Source organism: Flagellimonas sp. 2504JD1-5, from assembly GCF_053618295.1.
The window spans coordinates 133400-154352 of record NZ_JBSIOU010000002.1 but is presented as its reverse complement, the minus strand read 5'-3'; the positions used below and the strand labels follow the sequence as shown (position 1 = coordinate 154352).

Sequence of the window (20953 nt, the reverse complement as noted above, 5' to 3'; positions counted from 1 at the left end):
TGATTACCTAGTTATTCGTACCTACATGAGACAACTTACCCTTTTAAGCTGTTTTTTAACTTTTTTTGTGATTGCACAGTGTCATGCACAGCAAATAGCCATTTTAAAATATGGTGGTGGCGGAGATTGGTATTCCAATCCTACCGCTCTTCCCAATCTGATTGTATTTTGCAATAACAATATCGGAACCAAAATCAACGATAAACCTGAAACGGTCGAAGTTGGGAGTATTTCCATTTTTCAATACCCCTATCTACATATGACCGGTCATGGAAATGTTTTCTTTTCTGATGAAGAGGCAGAAAATTTAAGAACCTACCTTCTTTCTGGAGGTTTTTTGCACATTGATGATAATTATGGAATGGAACCCTATCTGAGAAGGGAGTTGGAAAAAGTCTTTCCCGAAAAACAGCTGGAAGAACTGGGAGCGGATCATCCAATTTTCGACCAGCACTTTTCTTTTCCAGAAGGTTTGCCGAAAATCCATGAGCATGATGGTAAAAGGCCTCAAGCACTCGGAATTTTCGAAAATGGGAGATTATCGTTATTGTTTACTTTTGAAAGCGATCTCGGAGACGGTTGGGAGGACCCCTCTGTTCATAACGATCCAGAGGATATCCGCTTGAAAGCATTACAAATGGGCGCCAATATTTTGGAATACGCCTTTAAAAGCTAGTCTATGAATTCAAAAATAATTGCCAACGGCATCCTGAGAGCTGTAGCTATCATTACTGGAATTGTTCTCTTGGGGTATTTTCTATTCAAAATACAATCGGTTTTGGCTTATTTGGCCATTGCCGCCGTAATTGCACTTCTGGGAAGACCCATTGTACTTTTCCTGCGAAGAAAATTGAAGTTTCCCAACACCCTAGCCGTTATCGTTACCATGGTTTTTATGCTTGGTATTTTTATGGGTATCCTATCCCTATTTATTCCTCTCATTTCCGAACAAAGCAAAAATCTTTCGTTACTGGATATTGATGCCCTTAAAGCTGATGTGAATACCCTTTATCTTCAAATTTTGGAATATTTCGGTGCTTCAACTGATAGGGTAAATGACCTGATACACGATACCGAACTTGAAAAAAATGTTTTGGAAGGATTGGATTTGGGGTTCATACCCAACTTCCTCAACTCTTTTGTAAACACCTTGAGCAGTTTTAGTATTGGTCTTTTTTCTGTTCTATTTATCTCCTTTTTCTTTTTAAAGGATAGCAAGCTTTTTCAAAATGGCATGTTGATTTTCGTTCCGGACAATAAGGAAAGTAACCTTGTAAAATCGGTAGACAAAATCAACGGATTGCTTTCCCGATACTTTGCAGGTATCTTACTTCAACTTTTTATTCTATTTGTAATCTATACCGTCACTCTGTTGCTTGTCGGAGTGGAAAATGCCATCGTTATAGCCTTCCTTTGTGCGCTTTTCAATGTTATTCCATACATCGGTCCCATCATTGGTGGCGCCATTATGATTACATTAACCATGACCAGTTTTTTGGGTGCTGATTTTAGTACTATAATTTTACCCAAAGCACTTTATGTTTTAATTGGGTTAATTGGAGGACAGCTTGTTGACAATTTTGTTTCACAGCCCATAATATTTTCAAAAAGTGTGAAATCCCACCCTTTGGAAATCTTCCTGGTCATCATCATTGCCGGGCTTGTTTTTGGGGTTGTAGGCATGGTGGTGGCGGTACCTGCTTATACAGCTATAAAGGTCATTTTAAAGGAGTTTTTAGCTGAAAATTCCTTTGTGAAAAAATTAACCAAAAATTTATAGTATCAGTTTGAATAAATTGATATTAAATACTGGTGTACAACATTTTATAGAAAAAAATTGGAATACTGACATCGTGTCAGTTTTGCTGCAAAAACCCCTATTTGACGGTGTATCCCAAAAAGAACTTGCCGAACAGCTTGAAGCCAGGAAAAAGTGTAAGGACAAGTTGACCAAATGGTTCAATTCAGAACGGATTTATTATCCCAATAAACTCAATATTGAACAGACAAGTTCGGAACGAACCGCTGCCTATAAAGCGAAACTGTTAAGCGGGGAAACACTCTTGGATGTAACAGGTGGATTTGGTGTGGACAGTTATTTTTTTGCAGAAAAAATCGGGCAGGTTTTTCATTGTGAAATCAATAAGGATTTGAGTGTAATTGCAAGTCATAATTTTAAGGTTTTAGGTCAGAAAAATATAAGTTGTCTTCCAAAAAATGGAATTGACTTTTTAAAAAACTCCAACCAAGAATTTGATTGGATTTATCTTGACCCTTCCCGAAGGGATGATGTTAAAGGAAAGGTCTTTTTATTAAAGGATTGTATTCCAAATCTGCAAGAACACCTTCCTGCAATTTTCGGCAAAACCAAAAATGTACTTGTGAAAACTTCTCCTCTCCTAGATATTTCACAAGGATTAAATGAACTTAAATACGTAAAAGAAATCCACAGTGTTGCAGTCCAAAACGAAGTGAAAGAATTACTCTTTGTCATGGAGTATGGATTTGAAGGGGACATCAATATTAAGACGGTAAATTTGCTAAAGGGTAATGAGGAGGCATTTGATTTTGTGCTGCAAGAAGAACAAAAAACAATTGTTGGCTTTTCCACTCCAGAAAAATATTTATATGAACCAAATGCTGCAATACTTAAATCAGGTGGATTTAAATCGGTGGCCACAATGTTTGGACTAAAAAAATTGCATCAACACTCCCATTTGTACACTTCAAAGGATTTGATTGATTTTCCCGGAAGAAGATTTGAAGTCACCAAAACACTCCCCTATTCTAAAAGAACATTGAAGGAAATCGGAATCACTAAAGCAAATATTACTACCCGAAATTTTCCGAGCTCAGTTGCTGAACTTCGTAAAAAGCACAAAATAAAGGATGGAGGAGACCACTACCTCTTCTTTACAACCGATATAAACAATAAGCTTGCGGTATTGGTGTGCACAAAAATCTAATCAGGGCACTCCCATTTAAAATTGGCAACCTTATCATTGGAGGCTGCAGACAAGTTGTAATGCCACCATTCGGTTCTTATGGACCAAAAACCAAATGCCTCCATAGTTTCCTTGAGCAGTTTTCTATTTTGCAGAATAATTTCCGGAAGGTCAAGGTTGTCATGGTAAGCTCGTTTTCCAAAAAAGTCGAAATCCGTGCCCATGTCCAGTTCATTTCCTTCCAAATCCACTAGCGTAATATCAACAGCACCACCTTTGTTATGGATGGAGCCTTTCACAGGATCTGCCACATATTGTGGATTGGGAACAATCTCCCACATTTTGTACTGCACCGAATTGGGCCTATAACAATCAAAAAACTTGATTTTAACTCCCTTTTCCATAAAAGCTTTATTGGCCTCAATCAGTGCCTTAGCCGTTTTTACACGTGTGTAACATTCTGCGCAATCGTACACCTTGGCCTTTAAAAAATTATTTTCCGTAGCGTAGCGCATATCATATGCAAAGTCATTACTGAAATCTGCCAATCGAACAAAAGTAGTATCCGCAAGTCCGTTAAATGATTTCAATGGACTTTCTTCAACGGTAATATCAGCTAGAGAGTCTTTGAGTTCTAACTCCTTGTTTTCTAGTTTATTTTCAAGGCTGGATGCGGGCCTATGTTCCTTTTGTTTACATGAACCAAGGACAACCAAAAAAATACATAGTAAAAGTTTTCTTATCATTCTCTTTTTTGTTGATTGAACCAGGTATATAGTGAATCGTTGGTATATGCCCTGCTCCATGAATTGTGTCCTACACCTTTATATCTTGTGTACTTTACATCATAATTCATTTGTTTCAATTTGGCCACCATTTTATCGGATTCTTCCACAGAAATTACTTTATCCTCGTCACCATGAAACACCCAGATGGGCATTTTTTTATCTATCCAATGGGCATATGGCAAAGGTGCCATCCCACAGACTACCGCCAAAGCTGCAAATTTATTTGGGTATTGTGTAGCAAGTTCCCAAGCTGCACTTCCTCCCCTGCTCAAGCCGGTAAGGTAAATTCTCTTATTGTCAACACGGTTGGTTATTACAACTGAATCCAACAACTGCATCACCGCTTCGGTGTTCCACCATTTTTTTTTATGTGGATTTTGGGGTGCCAGTACCAAAAAAGGAAATTGTTTCCCTTCAACCAAAAGTTTTGGAGGACCGTTTTCTTTGATTTCTTCCAAGTTGCCTCCAGATTCACCTCCTCCGTGTAAAAACAGCATAAGGCCAAATTCTTGGTCAATATCTGAATCATATCCTTCGGGATAGTATAGGTAATACTTCAGATTTTCTGTATTTACCGTTTTAATCTCATCTTCGATGAGTCTTGATTGGGCAGCGCAGCCTTCCAATAAAAAAAAGGACAAAAGTAAAATTGGGGCACTCGTTATTTTTGGGAATCGCATGCTCTAAGTTACAAAAGTTTATCGGCGACTTCGCTCCATGAGTTAGCCCGTTCAAATCCATTGGTGTTCATGTTATGGGGGGATGTAAACAGGATAGGACGGCCATCGAAATTTTCTAGATTATAAGCTCTATCATCTATTAAAATGTCACCCTTTAAGATGTATTTATGACCACAAAGAATACGTCTTTCCCATGGGATAAATGGAAAGAACTCGTCGAGCCAATCTGATTTTTCTTTCAGTGAATTCGGAAATTGCATTGCAGCAGAAGCTATGTACACTTCATATTTTTTATCCAGTTCTGCCATGACATCCTGACTTCCTTCGATAAGCTTCAAATTTCGGAAAAAGCCGATTTCCCAAGCGTGGTTCATCATTTGTTTGCTATGTTCTTCTGGAACACTTTCCCAAGCTTCTTTTCCATTGCAATCGGCCAGATCAAGGGTTACTCCATATTTCTTTTTGTATAAATCTAAATGTGCTCCATACGTATCGGCAAGCACCTCATCCATATCAACAAATAGTGTCATTGAAAAAAATTAAGTCTCGAAGGAATAAAAAAATGCAAGAACTACAAACCGGAAAAAGAAATATAATTGAAAATTAACTTTTGGACTTGAAAATTTAGATTCTCAAATTTTCCTGGTAGACTCACGTTCAATTAGAGTGGTTTTTACCAACTTGGTGGTATAGGGCATTTCCCCCTCATACTCTATACGATCAATAAGAATATTCGCCGCAAGTTCGCCAATGTACTTTCCATGTTGACTCACCATGCTCAATGCGGGCGATACATACTTGGATAATCTTCCATTGGTAAATCCAACTATTGATATCTCACCGGGAACATCAATTCCTTTTAATTTTAAAATATTCAAGGTATCCACTGCGGTCATTTCATCCAAAGCAATGATGGCGTCTATTTTGCAGGTATCCAGTAAAAGGGTTATCAAAAGTTGTAGGTCATCACTCTTGCCAACCTTGACCACATTACTCTCTTTGTATCCCAATTTGTTTTCTTCCAAGGCCTTTTTATAACCTTCTACCCGTAATTTTCCAACACTTGAGTTAAATATTGATGTGACAATGGCGATGTTTCCACACCCAGTTTGTAATAAGTGCTTAGTGGTGTTATAACCAGCTTCAAAATCATCCACAACGATTTTATCACAATTAATCTGCTCACTTACCCTATCAAACAAAACCATTGGAATGTGGTTTTCAATTATATTCTGAAGATGGTCCGTATCATTTTTGGCCTGGGTCTCTTCGGAAAGTGAAAGAATCAGTCCGTCCACAATTCCCGACCCCAATAATTCAACGGTTTGAAGCTCCTTTTTATAGGATTCATCAGAAATACAGCTTATTATGTTGTACCCTCGGGCATTGGCCGATTGCTCAATTCCATAAAAAACCTGAGTGAAAAAATAATTCAAAATATTGGGTACTATGACCCCTATTGCCTTGGTGGAGTTGGTTAGTAAATTAAGGGCAATACGATTGGGCTTATAGTGATGTTCTTTGGCAAATTCTTGTATTTTGGATTTTACCTCTTGACTTATCTCGGGACTATCCTTCAGCGATTTTGATACCGTTGATACGGAAACTCCAAAATGGGAGGCAATATCTTTTAAGGTCAGTTTTTTCATTGTCCAGAGTGTATCAGGCCGAAAGAATACTTCAACCTGTAAAGTAAGATAGTATAAATATGACCACCGCAACAAGTACTCCTGAAAGTACAATGTCTATAGTTGAAATGCTCTCTTGATTCAGTTGTTTGTCCTCTTTGGATAAGGTTCCAAATGTAAGCCCTTTTATCAATGTATAGTCAGGCGGATTGGTTGCCAAACTAACGCCAATACAAAGCACCACAGAAAATAGGAACATAAAAATTGCCATATGGGCAAAATTGATGGTAGCAAAAGACAATAGCAGTCCGGAAAGGTCCGATTGATAGATCTCAGCCAAAATTCGCAATGCAGCCACTACCAGTCCAGCAAAGAGTGTTACAATAGCAGCTTTTGAATTTACCCGTTCCCATATAATTCCCAACAAAAAGACGGCAGTTATCGGTGGGGCAATGTACGATTGGACGCTTTGAAGGTATTGGTAAAGCACTCCTCCTCCTATCTTTTCCATAATTGGAATCCAAATAATTCCAAAAATCACTACAATGGATGTTGCGATCTTGCCCACCCTTAGGAGTTTGGTTTCAGCTGTTAGGGGCTTGAGTTTTTTGTAGATATCAATTGTAAAAATTGTAGAACACGAATTAAAAACCGAAGCCAAGGAGCTCATTAATGCCGCCATTAATCCGCCAGCAACCAAACCCTTTAGCCCAACCGGAAGCAAAGTTTTTACGAGCACAGGGAATACCTCATCACTTTTTTCATAGGTCAACACTCCTTGTTGCGCAAGCGCGAAGGCAATGATTCCAGGAATAAGAAAAATGAAAATGGGGAGTAATTTGAGATACGCACCAAAAATAGCTCCTCTTCTGCCAATCTTAATGTTATTGGCCGCCAAAGTACGTTGCACAATATATTGGTCGGTGCACCAATACCATACCCCTACTATTGTCCCTCCAATTAGCATTCCGGTCCATGGAAAGTCCGGGTCCGAAATAGGTCGCCACATATTAAAATGTTCACTTCCCGCTATTGTTCGAAGTTCTTGCCAACCTCCTACTTCTTGCAATCCCAAATAGGTTATGATCAATGATCCGGCAATTAGAATGACTGTTTGCAAGGTCTCTGTATAAATTACGGCTTTCATTCCACCAATGACCGTATAAGCCCCAGTAAAAACAACAATACCAATCGCTCCGTACCAAAAGGGAATTCCCAAAAGCTCAGAAACCACAATACCTCCGGCATAAATGGTCACCGACACTTTTGTAATTACGTAACCAACCAAGGAAAATACGGAAAGGAACCACCTGGAACGGCTATCAAATCGTTTTTCCAAGAATTCGGGCATGGTAAAAGCTTTGCTTCTGAAATAAAATGGCAAAAACAGCCATCCCAACAACAATACAATCCAGGCATGCAATTCATAATGAGCCATGGGCATTCCAGACTCTGCCCCTGTACCTGCCAAACCCACAACATGTTCAGAACCGATATTGGATGCGAAAATGGATGCGCCGATTACAAACCATCCGACATTTCGACCGGCCAAAAAGTAATCCTCTGTGTTTTTATTCTTTTGGAGAACTACCCAAACAGCAACTCCAATAAGGGCCAAAAGATATGCAGCCAAGACCCACCAATCGGCCGTTTCCAATATTGATTCCATACAAATTCTTTAGAGGTACTGATTTAAAATATTCTCGAACAATTCCTGTTTTCCACTTATTTGCTTTGGTTCACCTTGTTCACTTGCATAATCGTACAAATCGGTGAGTGCTAATTTTCCTGCCTCAAAATCAGCTCCTTTTCCAGAATTAAAGGAAGCATATCTTTTCTTCAGAAGGGATTCATATGGAGATTGCTGAATTACTGCATCAGCAATTAGCAAGGCACGGGCAAAAGTATCGGCACCACCGATATGGGCCAAAAAGATATCTTCCAAATCGGTTGAATTTCTTCTAGTTTTGGCATCAAAATTTACGCCTCCACCCTGAAGACCTCCAGATTTTAGGAAAACCAACATGGCCTCTGAAACTTCAAGGGCATTGTTCGGAAACTGATCTGTATCCCAGCCATTTTGATAATCCCCCCTGTTTGCATCAATGCTTCCCAGCATCCCTGCATTGGCCGCTACCTGCAATTCGTGTTGAAAGGTATGTTGGGCCAATGTAGCATGGTTGACCTCTATGTTTAATTTGAAATCGTTCTCCAATCCATATTCGCGAATTGAATTAATGGATGTGGCCGCATCAAAATCGTATTGGTGCTTTGTGGGTTCCATAGGTTTGGGCTCTATAAAGAAGGTTCCTTCAAAGCCTTGGTTTCTTGCATAATCTTTGGCCATATTCAAAAAACGACCTATATGATCTTGCTCGCGTTTCATATCGGTATTCAACAAAGACATATAGCCTTCGCGACCACCCCAGAAAACATAGTTTTCACCTCCCAATGCAATGGTCGCATCCAAAGCTATCTTCACTTGGGCTCCGGCTCTGGCTACAACATTGAAATCAGGATTGGAAGCAGCTCCGTTCATATATCTGGGATGTGAAAAACAATTGGATGTACCCCACAGCAGTTTTACCCCCGAAGCCTTTTGTTTATCCTGCAGGTATTCCACAATTTTCTGAATCCTTTTTTCCGAATCGGATAGGGTGTCGGCTTCGTCCACCAAATCAAAATCATGGAAACAATAATAATCAAAGCCCATTTTTGTGATAAACTCAAAGGCTGCATCAGCTTTGTCTTTAGCAGCTTTTATCGGATCAGATGATTCGGCCCAGGGAAAGTTTTTGGTTCCTGGTCCAAAAGGATCACCACCCGTGCCACATAAAGTATGCCAATAGGCCATGGCAAACTTAAAATGGTCCTGCATGGTCTTTCCGGCCACAACTTGTTCCGGATTGTAATATTTGAATGACAATGGGTTATCCGAATCCCATCCTTCGTATTTGATTTCCCCAATTCCTTTAAAAAATTCCTTGTCTCCTATTAATGCCATCCTGAAATGTTATTTGTTCATAATTAGTTCGAGTTCTTTTTTCCAGATATCGTATGCTTTTTTATATGGTGTATTGTCCTCATCCGGTATAATGGTCATGACGTAATCATTCTGTATAAATTTGGAAAATCCATGGTAACCATCCAAAGTTATTGTACAAGCTCTGGCAGCGCCAATCGCACCTGTTGTATCGTATATTTCAATTTCTTGTCGCGTTAAAGAAGCAATGGTGTTGGCAAAAATTGTAGACCGGAATAAATTGTCATTACCAGCGCGAATTACCTTTGAATCAACACCATCTGATTTCATAATTTGCATTCCGTAAACAAAAGCAAAAGCAATCCCTTCTAGAGCAGCTCTGCACACATGTGCTTTAGAATGGCGGTTTAAATCCAGATTAACCATTCTTGTTCCAATATCCTTATTTAAGAGCATGCGTTCAGATCCATTCCCAAAAGGAATGACACAAAGTCCGTCTGCCCCAATTTCAACCTGATTGGCCAACTTGTTCATTTCATCATATGACGAAACGGCCAAGTTATTAAGCAACCAACCGTATTGTATTCCTGCGCCATTAATGCAAAGCAATTTTCCAATGCTTTTTGTTTTACCCTTGATGTAATTTACATGGGCAAAATTGTTTACCCGGGAGCTTTCTTTTACAGATAGATTGTCCGTTACCGCATACACTACCCCAGAAGTCCCCCCAGTTGCGGCTACTTCCCCAGGGTTAAATACATTTAAGGACAAAGCATTGTTTGGTTGATCTCCCGCCCTGTATAAAATTGGAGTTCCTTCGCATAGTCCGCTTTCCTGGCTTCCGGCTTTTGAAACCACCCCTTGATTCCCAAAAGTTTTTACAATGTCTGGAATAAGCTCTTTTGAAAAACCATGATAGGACAGGATGTCCTCGGAAATCTGATCTTTCTTAAAATCCCAAAAAATTCCTTCGGACAATCCTGAAATTGTAGTGTTCGGAATTTCAGATAATCTGTAGGCTATATAGTCACCGGGTAGCATAAATTTATACACACTGCCAAAAGTCTTGGGTTCATTATCCTTGACCCAACGTAATTTGGAAGCTGTAAAATTGGCCGGTGAGTTTAATAAATGTTTATCACAGTGCTCTTTTCCGATTTCCTCATGTGCTCTATTGCCCATTTCCACGGCCCGGCTATCGCACCAAATGACAGATTTTCGAAGGGAATTACCACTGTTGTCCACCAGTACCAGACCGTGCATTTGATAGGCAATTCCGATTCCCTTGATATCGTTCTCTGAAATGTTGTGGGTCTGCTTTATTTTTTTGATTCCAGCACATACATGTTTCCACCAATCTTCAGGTTCTTGCTCTGCCCATCCTTTTTTTGGTGCGTGTATGATCATTTCTTTGTCAGGCTCTTGAACAACACCAACGGGCTTACCGCTCCCACTTTCAACAAGCGCCACTTTTACGGATGAACTTCCAAGGTCTATACCTAAAAAATACATTGATTGTTACTTTGATGGATTCAATCAAATGTATAAAATGTTGGTACTCAAATGGATTTGGTAAACAAAATCATAATGTCCTACCTGAGCCCAAAAATATCAAACCTCAATTAAATTACTTCTAAAATGTTTATTGTCAATTAGTTACATTCATATTTTGATTTTCGAAAATTTTCGAAAAGGTTTTCGTGAATTTTTCGTCCTTAATCAACTTGCTATTGGAATCTGTGAAGAAAATTTGGATATTTCGATTCTAAATTGGCTTTAATCTATAAATGGCTCCTCCATCAACACCAATATATAAAAGACCGTCCGGGCCTTGTCTTACCACCCGTATTCGTTTTCCGAAATCTTCCAAGATACGCTCTTCATGTACGACTTTTCCATCTTTCAAAACCAGTCGATTGAGGTGTGTCAAAGCCATTGCTCCTATAAAAAGATTCCCGTTCCAATTATTATATCGGTCTCCGGAATAAAACTCCATACCACTTGGTGCAATTGATGGTGTATAAAAATGTTTGGGTTGCTCCATCCCATCTTTATGAGTAATCCCCTCACCAATGGGAGTGTCATCATAATCAATTCCATGGCATATGACAGGCCAGCCATAGTTGATGCCCTGATTTATAAGGTTAAGCTCATCACCGCCCTTGGGGCCATGTTCGTGCAGCCACAATTCCTTGGTTTGGGGATGTAAGGTCAATCCTTGAGGATTCCGATGACCGTAACTCCAAATTTCGGGCTTGGCATTTCTTACGCCAACAAAAGGGTTATCCTGAGGTATTCTACCATCATCAAAAATGCGCATAACCTTGCCCAAATGGTTGTCAAGTGTCTGTGCAGAATCCATTAGATCGTAACGGTCTCCCATGGTAAAAAACAGGTAGCCATCTTTCAATACCATTCTAGAACCATAGTGACTTGGAGATTGGTAAAAAGGAAAAACCGTAAAAATTCTCTGAACATTGGCAATGGAATCACCGATAATCTTAAAGCGATCAATAGCCATACTGCTACTAATGGAATCTCCTATTGAATGGGAAAAATAGAGCCATCCATTGTTTTTATAGTCAGGGTGGGGAAGAATATCCAGCGCTCCCCCGTCTCCTGCCATTGAGAACGACCTGGGTACCCTATGGAATTTGCTTTTCTTTCCTGAATCAACATCTATCTGGAACAACTCACCCGCAAAGCGGTTGGTAACCAGCATCTTTCCGTTGGGAAGAAAGGTCATTCCAAAAGGAATGTGAACGCTGTCTGCTATCATCTCCAACTCAAAATTCAATTCTTCTGATTGATAAATCTGCACCTCTCTATGTTCCCTACAACATGTGAAAATCAGAACTGCGAAAATAGATAGATGAAACAAAAGACATTTTTTATAGCTCATAATCCAGAAAATTAATTTTCTGAAAATTTCCTGTTCTCTTTGAGAATGAGCTATTTCTTACCAATAAAACTATGATGGATTTATAAATCACTTTTATAAAAGTTCCGAATCTTTACCTTATTCGTATACAAATACTACAATTTTTACGTTGTAGGTAAAAACCTACATTAAAAAGACATTATTATGACGTAAAATTAATCTGGATTTCTACTGCCACATTGGATTACGAGACACTTATGAAAAAACAGCACCAATAAATACGTATTCCATGCACAATGCAGTTTCCTCTGAAAAAAAATTAAATCGATCGGTTGGTTTAATAGTGGTTTCATCCCTATCGGCCTTCATACTTTTATCTATTTTGATTTTATGGTTGAGCCAAGACGGATTTACCACCTCTACTTGGCTAGGGGCATGCACGCTTTTCACTTCCATCATCGTCACTGGAGCCTATGCATATAGAAATATTAAAAAAATGCTTTATGATGGCAAGCTTCTTCTTCAAAATGATGCAAAAAACAAAGCAATTCTAAAAAATGCGGCAGATGGGATTGTGACCTTAAGCCAAGATTGGTGTATTTTAACCTATAACAGGGCCGCCGAAGGTTTATTTCAATATACGTTCGAAGAAATAAAAGGTAAAAACATCGGTTCACTATTAACTCCTCTATCTGATGCACCCAAGGAAGGGCTAGAACATTTTCAACTTACCAATAAGAATCAAAAAGTTACCGGCCAGAAAAAGGACGGGACCCAGTTTCCTCTTCATTTATCAATAACCGAAGTCCACGTACATGGCACCAAAATACTGACAGGGGTATTCCGTGATCTAACTGAAGAAGCCGCACGACAAGAAGAAATTGAAAAACAGAATTGGATAAAAACTGCAGTTTCGCAAGTATACGACTCCACCAAAGGTGTGCAAGATATAATTGCTTTGACCACCATATTAAGCGGGGTCATCAGTAAATTGTTAAAGGCATCGGTCGGTACTTTTTATCTAAATCAACATTTATTCGATGATGCGTCTGAGGAATTGAAATTGTATGGTAGCTATGCATTCAAAAATACCGCCGGATTACCCAACAACCTCAAATTGGGAGAAGGGTTAGTAGGTCAGTGCGCTCTGGAAGGCAAGCAAATTTCAATTGAGAACATACCTGACGATTATTTGGACATAAATTCGAGTTCAGGGAAGACCAAACCTAAGGAAATTATTATCGTTCCCATTAAGCACAATAGGGAACTCATAGGAGTAATGGAATTTGGAATGCTTGAAGGCCTGAGTGAGGCACAACAAGAATTCATTCAAGATATTTCCTCTTCGATTGGAATTATCATCAAAGGTGCTGCCGAACGAACCAAAACTGAAGAGCTATCTATTGAAATCAACAACCAGATTTCGGCTATCAATCGCTCTAATGCCGCCATTGAATTTGACTTGGAGGGAAATATTCTTACCGCCAACAATCTCTTTCTAGAACTCATGGGTTATCCTTTGGAGGAAATCAAAGGAAAACATCACAGAATATTTGTGGAGCGTGATTACGCTAAATCCGTTAACTACAAAAACTTTTGGAAAGAACTCAAAGATGGAGCGTTTAAACAGGGAGAGTTCGAGCGAAGGGATAAAGAAAGTAACCCTGTTTGGATTCAAGGATCTTACAATCCCATACTCGATGTTGATGGCAAGCCATACAAAATCTTAAAAGTTGCAGTTGATATCACCCAACAGAAGTTACAACAAATCAAAACTGAGGAGCTTTCCATTGAGGTCAACAATCAGATTTCGGCTATCAATCGCTCCAATGCGGCAATAGAGTTTGATCTGAAAGGAAATATACGTACTGCCAATAAACTTTTTCTTGATCTCATGGGTTATTCCCTTGAAGAGATCCAAGGAAAACACCATCGAATTTTTGTGGAGGATACTTACGCCAAATCAACAAAATACAAAGGTTTTTGGAAGGAACTCAAAGAGGGCGTTTTTAAACAGGGAGAGTTTGAGCGAAGGGGAAAAGAGGGCAACCCGGTATGGATACAGGGATCGTACAATCCCATTCTCAATACTGAAGGTCAGCCCTACAAGATTCTTAAAATTGCAGTGGATATTACCGAGCAAAAAAGGATTCAATTCGAAGTCCAAAAACAAAAGGAGATCGTGGAAGCCCAGGAAGAAGAATTGAGAGTATCCAACGAAGAATTGTCCAAACAGGCCAACCTGCTGCAGGCATCGGAAGAAGAACTGCGCCAGCAACAGGGAGAACTTGAAAAAGCCAATGTGCTGCTGGAAGAACGGGCACAATTGTTAGAAGAGCAGCACTTGAGCGTGGTGGAAAAAAACAGCGCCTTAGAACAAGCTCAAGATGCCTTAGTGATCAAAACACAAGAACTTGAGAAGAGTGGAAGGTACAAGTCTGAATTTTTGGCCAATATGTCACACGAGCTTAGGACCCCTCTCAATAGTGTAATCATCCTTTCCAAGTTATTACAGGACAACAAAACGAGTAATTTGACCGAAAAGCAAGTAGAATTTGCCCAAATCATCAACAAATCAGGCGAAGATCTACTTAGTTTAATCAACGAAGTCTTAGATCTGGCCAAAGTTGAGTCAGGAAAAATAGATTTGGAAATCGAGTCTTATGATCTGCCTACCTATGCCGAAGAATGTAAGAAGACATTTGTAGCGATTGCCGAAGATAAAAACGTAAATTTTGTGTTGGATTTTGATGATTCACTTCCAGAAACATTCAACACCGATACACAAAGGTTAAATCAAGTTGTAAAAAACTTGCTTAGCAATGCCTTTAAGTTTACAGACCCCAACGGAACGGTTACCCTTGCATTTAAAAACAGTAAAACCCTTCCAAAGTTTTCAAATCCTGAACTACTGAAACACGAAAATGTTCTTAATATTTCTGTAACCGACACTGGTATAGGTATAGCACCGGAAAAATTGGATTCCATATTTGAGGCTTTTGTACAAGAAGATGGAACCACACAACGAAAATATGGTGGAACTGGGCTTGGATTGAGTATTACCAAAGAATTGATAAAATTACTTGGAGGGGAAATATTTGTGAAAAGTCAAGTGGGCAAGGGCTCAACTTTCTCCTTGTTCCTACCTTTTGACAGCTCTGAAGCTATTCATGAACCAAATACAGGAAGCATTCATACGGCAAAGGAACAAGCGCCACAAGAAAACCCTGACCTTAAAAATGAAATTGATAGCTCATCCAAGGAACCAGAGATAAACCAAAAACCAAGAAGCAAAAAACTTGATGCCGTAGTTGCAGACGACCGTGATTATTTGGAAAAAGACGATACCATCTTATTGATAGTGGAGGATGATCTTCAATTTGCAAAGGTTCTTTTGGACCAGGCACGTGAAAATGGTTTTAAGGTATTGGTCACCGATCAAGGAGACAAAGCACTTCAACATGTAGAAAATTATCAGCCAAATGCCATAATCCTGGATATGCAACTCCCCGTAATGGACGGATGGACGGTTCTTAAAAAGTTAAAAGCGAGCGAAAAACATGCCCATATCCCTGTCCATATCATGTCCGGAATAGATAAAACCAAACTGGGACTGGAACTGGGAGCTGTTGAATATTTGGTAAAACCCATTGCCCTCGAAACTCTAGAGCAAACCTTTTCCCATATCTCCAAGACCATAAAAGGTCCAGATATGAAAAAAGTATTGATCATTGAGGATGACGAATCAAACAACAGGGCGTTGCAAGAGATGGTCAAAAGCAAACATTTGGAAGCCGTCGCGGCCAAAACCGCCAAAGATGCCCGAAAGTTATTTAGCAGCGAACACCCCGATTTAGTGGTTCTTGACCTAGGGTTACCCGATATTGATGGCATTGAGCTCTTAGGGGAATTGAAAACCCAAAAAAAAGAAGTGCCAGTTATTGTTTTCACCGGTAGGGAGTTAACCAAAAAGGAGCTGAAGCAGATAGAACGTCATAAAGACACCTCTGTCGTATTAAAAACCAATAAATCCTATGACCGCCTTTCCGAAGAAACCGAGCTCTTCTTAAATATGTTGAATTCCACCCAGACTGACTATCCTGTTTTACCTCCCAAGGAATTCAACTCGGAAGACATTATCAAGGACAAACGGATATTGATCGTGGATGATGATATGCGAAATATTTATGCCTTGGAAACCGTCCTTGAAGCAGAACAAGTCAAGGTAACCGTGGCCACCAATGGAGCCGAAGCCGTGGAAGAGGTTAAAAAAGGGGAATTTGATGCAGTACTAATGGATATTATGATGCCGGTAATGGACGGATACGAAGCCACAAAAAAAATCAGGAAAATGGGACATAAAAATCTTCCCATCATAGCATTGACAGCCAAAGCAATGAAAGGTGACCGTGAAAAATGTTTGGAAGCAGGGGTCAGTGATTACATGTCAAAACCATTGGACGTTGAAAAATTGTTGTCACTTTTAAAAGTTTGGCTATATAACTAATGGAAACATTATTTGAAATATCAGAAAATCAGTTGGATGACTTTGTTCAGATATCCTACAAACTCTATGGCCTAGATTTTTCTGGATATGCAAAGGAATCATTGCGAAGACGGGTGTTACGACTAATGCAGCAAAAAGACTGCGATTCGTTTGCCGCATTCAAATATTTTTTGGCAAACCAAAGCTTAAGCGATGACGACCTTTTGAACGAAATCACCGTCAATACCACTGAAATGTTTCGGGATCATGAGGTGTTCAAGTTTTTAAAGGATGATGTGTTCGGGGTTTTGGAAACCTATCCAAGAATCAACATCTGGCATGCGGGCTGTTCCACGGGTGAGGAACCAGTAAGTCTTGCCATCCTGCTAAAAGAACATGATCTGCTGGATAGGTCCATACAATATTGCACCGATATCAATTCTGAAGTCTTGGTCAAGGCAAAAAAGGGTATCTATGATCTAAAAGAAATGAAGGCATATTCTACCAACTATATAAAATCTGGTGGAGAAAAATCACTGTCCGACTATTATGTCGCCCAATATGGAAAAGTAAAAATGAAAAGGGAATTGGGCAAGAACATGGTGTTCACAAAACACAACCTGGTGAACGGCACCTCATTCAATCAGATGCATATGATCATGTGCCGAAATGTCTTTATCTATCTCACCACAGAACAACAAAACAGAATTCTACGTCTGTTCGTGGACAGTCTGGTTCCAAGGGGATATTTGGTTTTGGGAGCAAAGGAAAGTGCAGTTTTCTCACCTGTTTTAAATGAATTGGAAATAATTAATGGCAAGTCTAAAATCTATAGAAAAAAGAAATGACCAAGAGTTATTTAAAGTGGTTCTCTTTTGTGGTTCTTCTGGAGCCATTGAGGTGCTTGAGCTTTTTTTATCAGCATTTAAAAAAGAAATAGATGTTGCCATAGTGGTAGTACTACATCGAAAAGTGGGTTCTCCAGATCATCTGGCCAGCTATTTGGATAAAAAAATGAACATTAAAGTGAATACCGTGGAGCATGGGATAAAACTAGAAAGAGGAACTGTGTACATGGCACCTGCCGGGTACCATTGCCTTCTTGAAAAAAACATGACCTTAAGTTTGGATTTAAGCGAAAAAATAATGTTTTCCAGGCCTTCGGCAGATGTTTCCTTGGAATCTTTTTCATACAACCTGAAAGACCGTTTAATAGTCATAATTGTTAGCGGAGCAAATGCAGATGGTGCAAATGGTGTAAAATGGGTAAGAAAGCGAGATGGAAAGGTCATTGTACAAAATCCCTTGGAAGCCTTTGCAAAATCCATGCCCTGTGCAGCCATAGAGGCAATTGAAAAAGTGGATCAAATTGTACCAGCAAATCAGATATACAACTCAGCCACCAAATATTTTTAGGATGGACAAAGCTAAAATTCTTATTGTGGATGATCTGATAGAGAATTTATATTCTTTGGAGCAGATCATAGAAAAGGAAGACAGGGAAATCATTTCGGCCTCAAGCGGCAACGAGGCCTTAAAATTGGCTAGAGCACATAATTTTGCTCTAATTATTACCGATGTTCAAATGCCCGAAATGAACGGGTTTGAGTTTGTAGAGATCTTTCGGAGCAAACAGGAAAATCAGCATGTACCTGTGATATTTGCCACGGCCATAAATAAAGAGAAAAAGTATGTCATAAAAGGATATTCGGAAGGTGCGGTTGATTATTTGTATAAGCCATTGGATCCAGATATTGTTTCTGCCAAGGTGGACATCTTTGTCACCCTTTATAATCAAAAAAGAGTTTTGGAAATCCAAAATCAAGAATTGGATGCCTTAAACAAATTAAAAAACAAGTTTCTGGGAATGGCGGCCCACGATATAAGAAATCCTCTGGCCATCATTGAGTTCTATTCCAAATCTTTACTTACAGAATTAAAACCGGTATTGCAAGATTCTGCCAAAATACAGGAATTAGAAAACATTGTGGTCTCTACCAAGTTTGCCCAAAATTTGGTCAATGATTTCCTGGACATTAGTAAAATGGAAGCTGGCAATATAGAATTAGCTGAAGAAATGATTGATGTTCAATCATTTTTGGAGACCAGTATCAGATTCAATCAGGTATTCGCAAGTAAAAAACAAATTAATCTGGAAGGAAAAATCAAAGTAGGAAACTTGAGTTCCGCTTTTGACAAGAATAAAATGAACCAGGTACTCAATAATCTGATCACCAATGCCATTAAATTCTCCCATGAAGGTACCAGGGTGTGTTTGAAGGCCGAACAAAAAGGGGATAATCTGGTGATTTCGCTACAAGATGAAGGGCAAGGAATTCCTGAAAGGGAAATTGATCTCCTGTTCAATCCTTTTTCCAAAACCTCGGTAAAATCAACAGCAGGAGAGAAAAGTACCGGACTTGGACTTATGATCGTAAAAAAAATCTTGGACGCCCATAAGGCTGATATATCGGTTACAAGTAAAGTTGGGGTTGGATCATGCTTTACGGTGGAGCTTCCCATCAAAGTACTGGATTCATCCAACACGGCCCCTCGAAAAGTTACTTATCTGGAAAGTTTAATTACCGACGAAAAGTTGAATATTGTCGTGGTAGATGATGACATTTTAATGCGAACGCTTTCTGAGGTGGTCTTTAACAAAATTGGAGGGAATATAACAATGCTCGAAGACGGGGCTGACCTTATTGAACAAGTTGATGCCTTAAACCCCGATTTAGTTTTTACGGATATCAATATGCCAGGAATCAACGGCTACGATATGGCAAAAAAAATAAGAGATATGGGATTGGATATTCCCATTTTTGGACTTACCGGACTAATAAATGACGAAGTGCGCATGCTTTCCAAAAAATCAGGAATGGATGGGGTGTACGAAAAGCCACCAGTGGAAAATATGCTAAAGCATTTGATTTCACAGATTTATGATGAGCGTATGGCCTAAGCAACAGCATAAAAAAGAAAACCTCCACAATTTTGGAGGTTTTGGCAATCTTGTGATCGCGATAGGATTCGAACCTATGACCGTCTGCTTAGAAGGAATACGATTGTATATACAAACAATAATAACAAATATTTTATTTTATTGATTTTCAACAATTTAATAATATATATCGTTAAATATATTTATTTAAAATCAATATAATATGTGCAAATTATGTGCAAATTGTTTTGTAGATTTATAATATGCAAACTAGCTTATCACTTAGTCTCGATAAGAGAAGAACGCGAAAAGATGGGAGTTACCCCATCATCTTGAGACTTGGGCACTTCCAAAGGACCACTTCAATTGCCACTGGATATTCCGTTAGAGAAGAATTTTGGGACAGAAAGAAAAAAGAAGTCAAACGCTCTTTCAAAGGTGTTTCATCTGTAGCCAACCTAAATAAGTCATTGCTCAAAGAATTGGCCAAAGCCAAAGAGGTTATTGTTAGACTGGACGATAAAGGGGAACTTGATCATCTTTCTCTTAAACAGGTCAAAGATCGGATTACAGGTGCAACTAATTACAGCTCGTTTTTTGATTATACCTCCATGAAAATTATAGAGCTTAAATCGGTAAACAGATATGGAACTGCACGTTCTTACAAAGGGGTGTTACAAGTACTAAAAAAATACACAAACGGGAATGAACTTCGATTTCACGAAATAAATTATCAATTTTTAAAAGGATTTGAGCAATACCATCTTTCCAAAGGAAATGGACTGAATAGCCTTTCAACATATTTCAGGGCGCTAAGAGCCATTTACAACAAAGCAATAAAAGAAGGACACGCCGATAAGGACCCACATCCTTTCACAAATTATTCAATAAAAAGTGTCCCTACGGAAAAAAGGGCAATTGATATCGTCTACATTAAGAAAATTCTAGAGCTAAAGTTACCAGAAAATTCTACCCTCTTCCATTATAGGAACTATTTTATTTCCTCCTATATGCTTTATGGTATGTCGTTCGTGGACCTAGCACATCTTAAGCTGGAAAATCTTAAGGATGGAAGGATCATGTTCAGAAGAAAAAAGACATCCAAGTTATATGATATCAAGATAAAGGAACAACTCATTAAGGTTCTAGATTTCTATCTCCCGAAAAAGAAAAAATCAGATTATGTATTTCCAATTATAAAAAGAGAAGACCCTGAACTTATAGAAAGAGATATAAATTGGGAACGAAAAAGGTATAATAAAGGTCTCAAAGAAATTGCAAGGTTGTGCGGAATTCAACAAAGACTCACCAGTTACGTCCCTCGACATAGTTTTGCCACTCAAGCCATGATACAGGAAGTCCCTCTTCAGGCTATTTCTGCAATGTTGGGGCACAGTAAGCTTAATACAACCCAAATTTATCTTAAATCGCTTCCCAATAATATACTTGATTCTTATAATGAAAGGCTGGATATTTCTTAAAAGAAAGTCTAAAGTCCCATTTCTTACCCTTAAACTTTGCGCTAGGATCCTGTTTCGATTTTATAGTGTTCAGAAAGATAAGCGTTGAGTAAAATCGAAATAGGGCGCACCTACCATACCTCTAATATCCTTTTCCATAT

General features: G+C 38.9%; 16 protein-coding genes. 8 read left to right on the top strand and 8 right to left on the bottom strand.

Features of this window, described 5'->3' with window-relative positions:
- Positions 1–25: 25 nt before the first annotated feature.
- The 3 genes from ACULLG_RS10155 (at position 26) to ACULLG_RS10145 (ending at position 2966) form a co-directional block, all read left to right on the top strand.
- Positions 26–676, top strand: a complete 651-nt coding sequence (locus ACULLG_RS10155; RefSeq protein ID WP_452126679.1) for a DUF4159 domain-containing protein — start codon at positions 26–28, stop codon at positions 674–676.
- Positions 677–679: 3 nt separating this feature from the next.
- Positions 680–1780 carry an AI-2E family transporter gene (locus ACULLG_RS10150; protein WP_452126678.1) on the top strand — a complete coding sequence of 367 codons (1101 nt, stop codon included), beginning with the start codon at positions 680–682 and terminating at the stop codon, positions 1778–1780.
- Between the two features lie 73 nt (positions 1781–1853).
- A complete protein-coding gene (locus ACULLG_RS10145; protein ID WP_452126677.1) occupies positions 1854–2966 on the top strand; it encodes a THUMP-like domain-containing protein in 1113 nt (370 codons plus the stop codon).
- On the opposite strand, the gene ACULLG_RS10140 is transcribed toward ACULLG_RS10145, so the two are convergent.
- The 8 genes from ACULLG_RS10140 to ACULLG_RS10105 all read right to left on the bottom strand — a co-directional run bounded on the left by ACULLG_RS10140 (position 2963) and on the right by ACULLG_RS10105 (position 11926).
- Entirely contained in the window at positions 2963–3691 is a 729-nt protein-coding gene (locus tag ACULLG_RS10140; protein ID WP_452126676.1) for a M15 family metallopeptidase, read from the bottom strand. The two genes, ACULLG_RS10145 and ACULLG_RS10140, sit on opposite strands and share 4 nt — an antisense overlap.
- Positions 3688–4374 carry a carboxylesterase family protein gene (locus tag ACULLG_RS10135; protein ID WP_452126675.1) on the bottom strand — a complete coding sequence of 229 codons (687 nt, stop codon included), beginning with the start codon at positions 4372–4374 and terminating at the stop codon, positions 3688–3690. The genes ACULLG_RS10140 and ACULLG_RS10135 overlap by 4 nt, the downstream gene beginning before the upstream one ends.
- Before the next feature lie 47 nt (positions 4375–4421).
- Positions 4422–4943 (bottom strand): 5' nucleotidase, NT5C type, encoded by a 522-nt coding sequence (locus ACULLG_RS10130; RefSeq protein WP_452126674.1) that lies wholly within the window; start codon positions 4941–4943, stop codon positions 4422–4424.
- A 102-nt stretch (positions 4944–5045) separates the two neighbouring features.
- On the bottom strand, positions 5046–6062 hold the full coding sequence (locus ACULLG_RS10125; RefSeq protein ID WP_452126673.1) for a LacI family DNA-binding transcriptional regulator: 1017 nt from the start codon (positions 6060–6062) through the stop codon (positions 5046–5048).
- Between the two features lie 31 nt (positions 6063–6093).
- Positions 6094–7710: a sodium:solute symporter gene (locus ACULLG_RS10120; RefSeq protein WP_452126672.1), complete on the bottom strand. Its 1617-nt coding sequence runs from the start codon at positions 7708–7710 to the stop codon at positions 6094–6096.
- A gap of 9 nt (positions 7711–7719) precedes the next feature.
- Positions 7720–9045 (bottom strand): xylose isomerase, encoded by a 1326-nt coding sequence (gene xylA, locus ACULLG_RS10115; protein ID WP_452126671.1) that lies wholly within the window; start codon positions 9043–9045, stop codon positions 7720–7722.
- A gap of 9 nt (positions 9046–9054) precedes the next feature.
- The gene (locus ACULLG_RS10110; RefSeq protein ID WP_452126670.1) at positions 9055–10536 is read right to left on the bottom strand and encodes a xylulokinase; all 1482 of its coding nucleotides are present in this window, start codon (positions 10534–10536) and stop codon (positions 9055–9057) included.
- 253 nt (positions 10537–10789) lie between these two features.
- Entirely contained in the window at positions 10790–11926 is a 1137-nt protein-coding gene (locus tag ACULLG_RS10105; RefSeq protein ID WP_452126669.1) for a PQQ-dependent sugar dehydrogenase, read from the bottom strand.
- A gap of 268 nt (positions 11927–12194) precedes the next feature.
- Here ACULLG_RS10105 and ACULLG_RS10100 point away from each other — a divergent pair, with 268 nt between their 5' ends.
- From ACULLG_RS10100 to ACULLG_RS10080, 5 genes are all read left to right on the top strand, one after another.
- Positions 12195–16412 carry a response regulator gene (locus ACULLG_RS10100; RefSeq protein WP_452126668.1) on the top strand — a complete coding sequence of 1406 codons (4218 nt, stop codon included), beginning with the start codon at positions 12195–12197 and terminating at the stop codon, positions 16410–16412.
- Complete coding sequence (locus tag ACULLG_RS10095; RefSeq protein WP_452126667.1) at positions 16412–17239, top strand: CheR family methyltransferase; 828 nt, start codon at positions 16412–16414, stop codon at positions 17237–17239. Before ACULLG_RS10100 ends, ACULLG_RS10095 begins: the two co-directional genes overlap by 1 nt.
- Entirely contained in the window at positions 17205–17807 is a 603-nt protein-coding gene (locus ACULLG_RS10090) for a chemotaxis protein CheB (protein WP_452126666.1), read from the top strand. Before ACULLG_RS10095 ends, ACULLG_RS10090 begins: the two co-directional genes overlap by 35 nt.
- 1 nt (position 17808) lies before the next feature.
- Positions 17809–19353 (top strand): hybrid sensor histidine kinase/response regulator, encoded by a 1545-nt coding sequence (locus ACULLG_RS10085; protein WP_452126665.1) that lies wholly within the window; start codon positions 17809–17811, stop codon positions 19351–19353.
- A 242-nt stretch (positions 19354–19595) separates the two neighbouring features.
- Positions 19596–20813: a site-specific integrase gene (locus tag ACULLG_RS10080; RefSeq protein ID WP_452126664.1), complete on the top strand. Its 1218-nt coding sequence runs from the start codon at positions 19596–19598 to the stop codon at positions 20811–20813.
- The last annotated feature ends 140 nt before the right edge of the window (positions 20814–20953 follow it).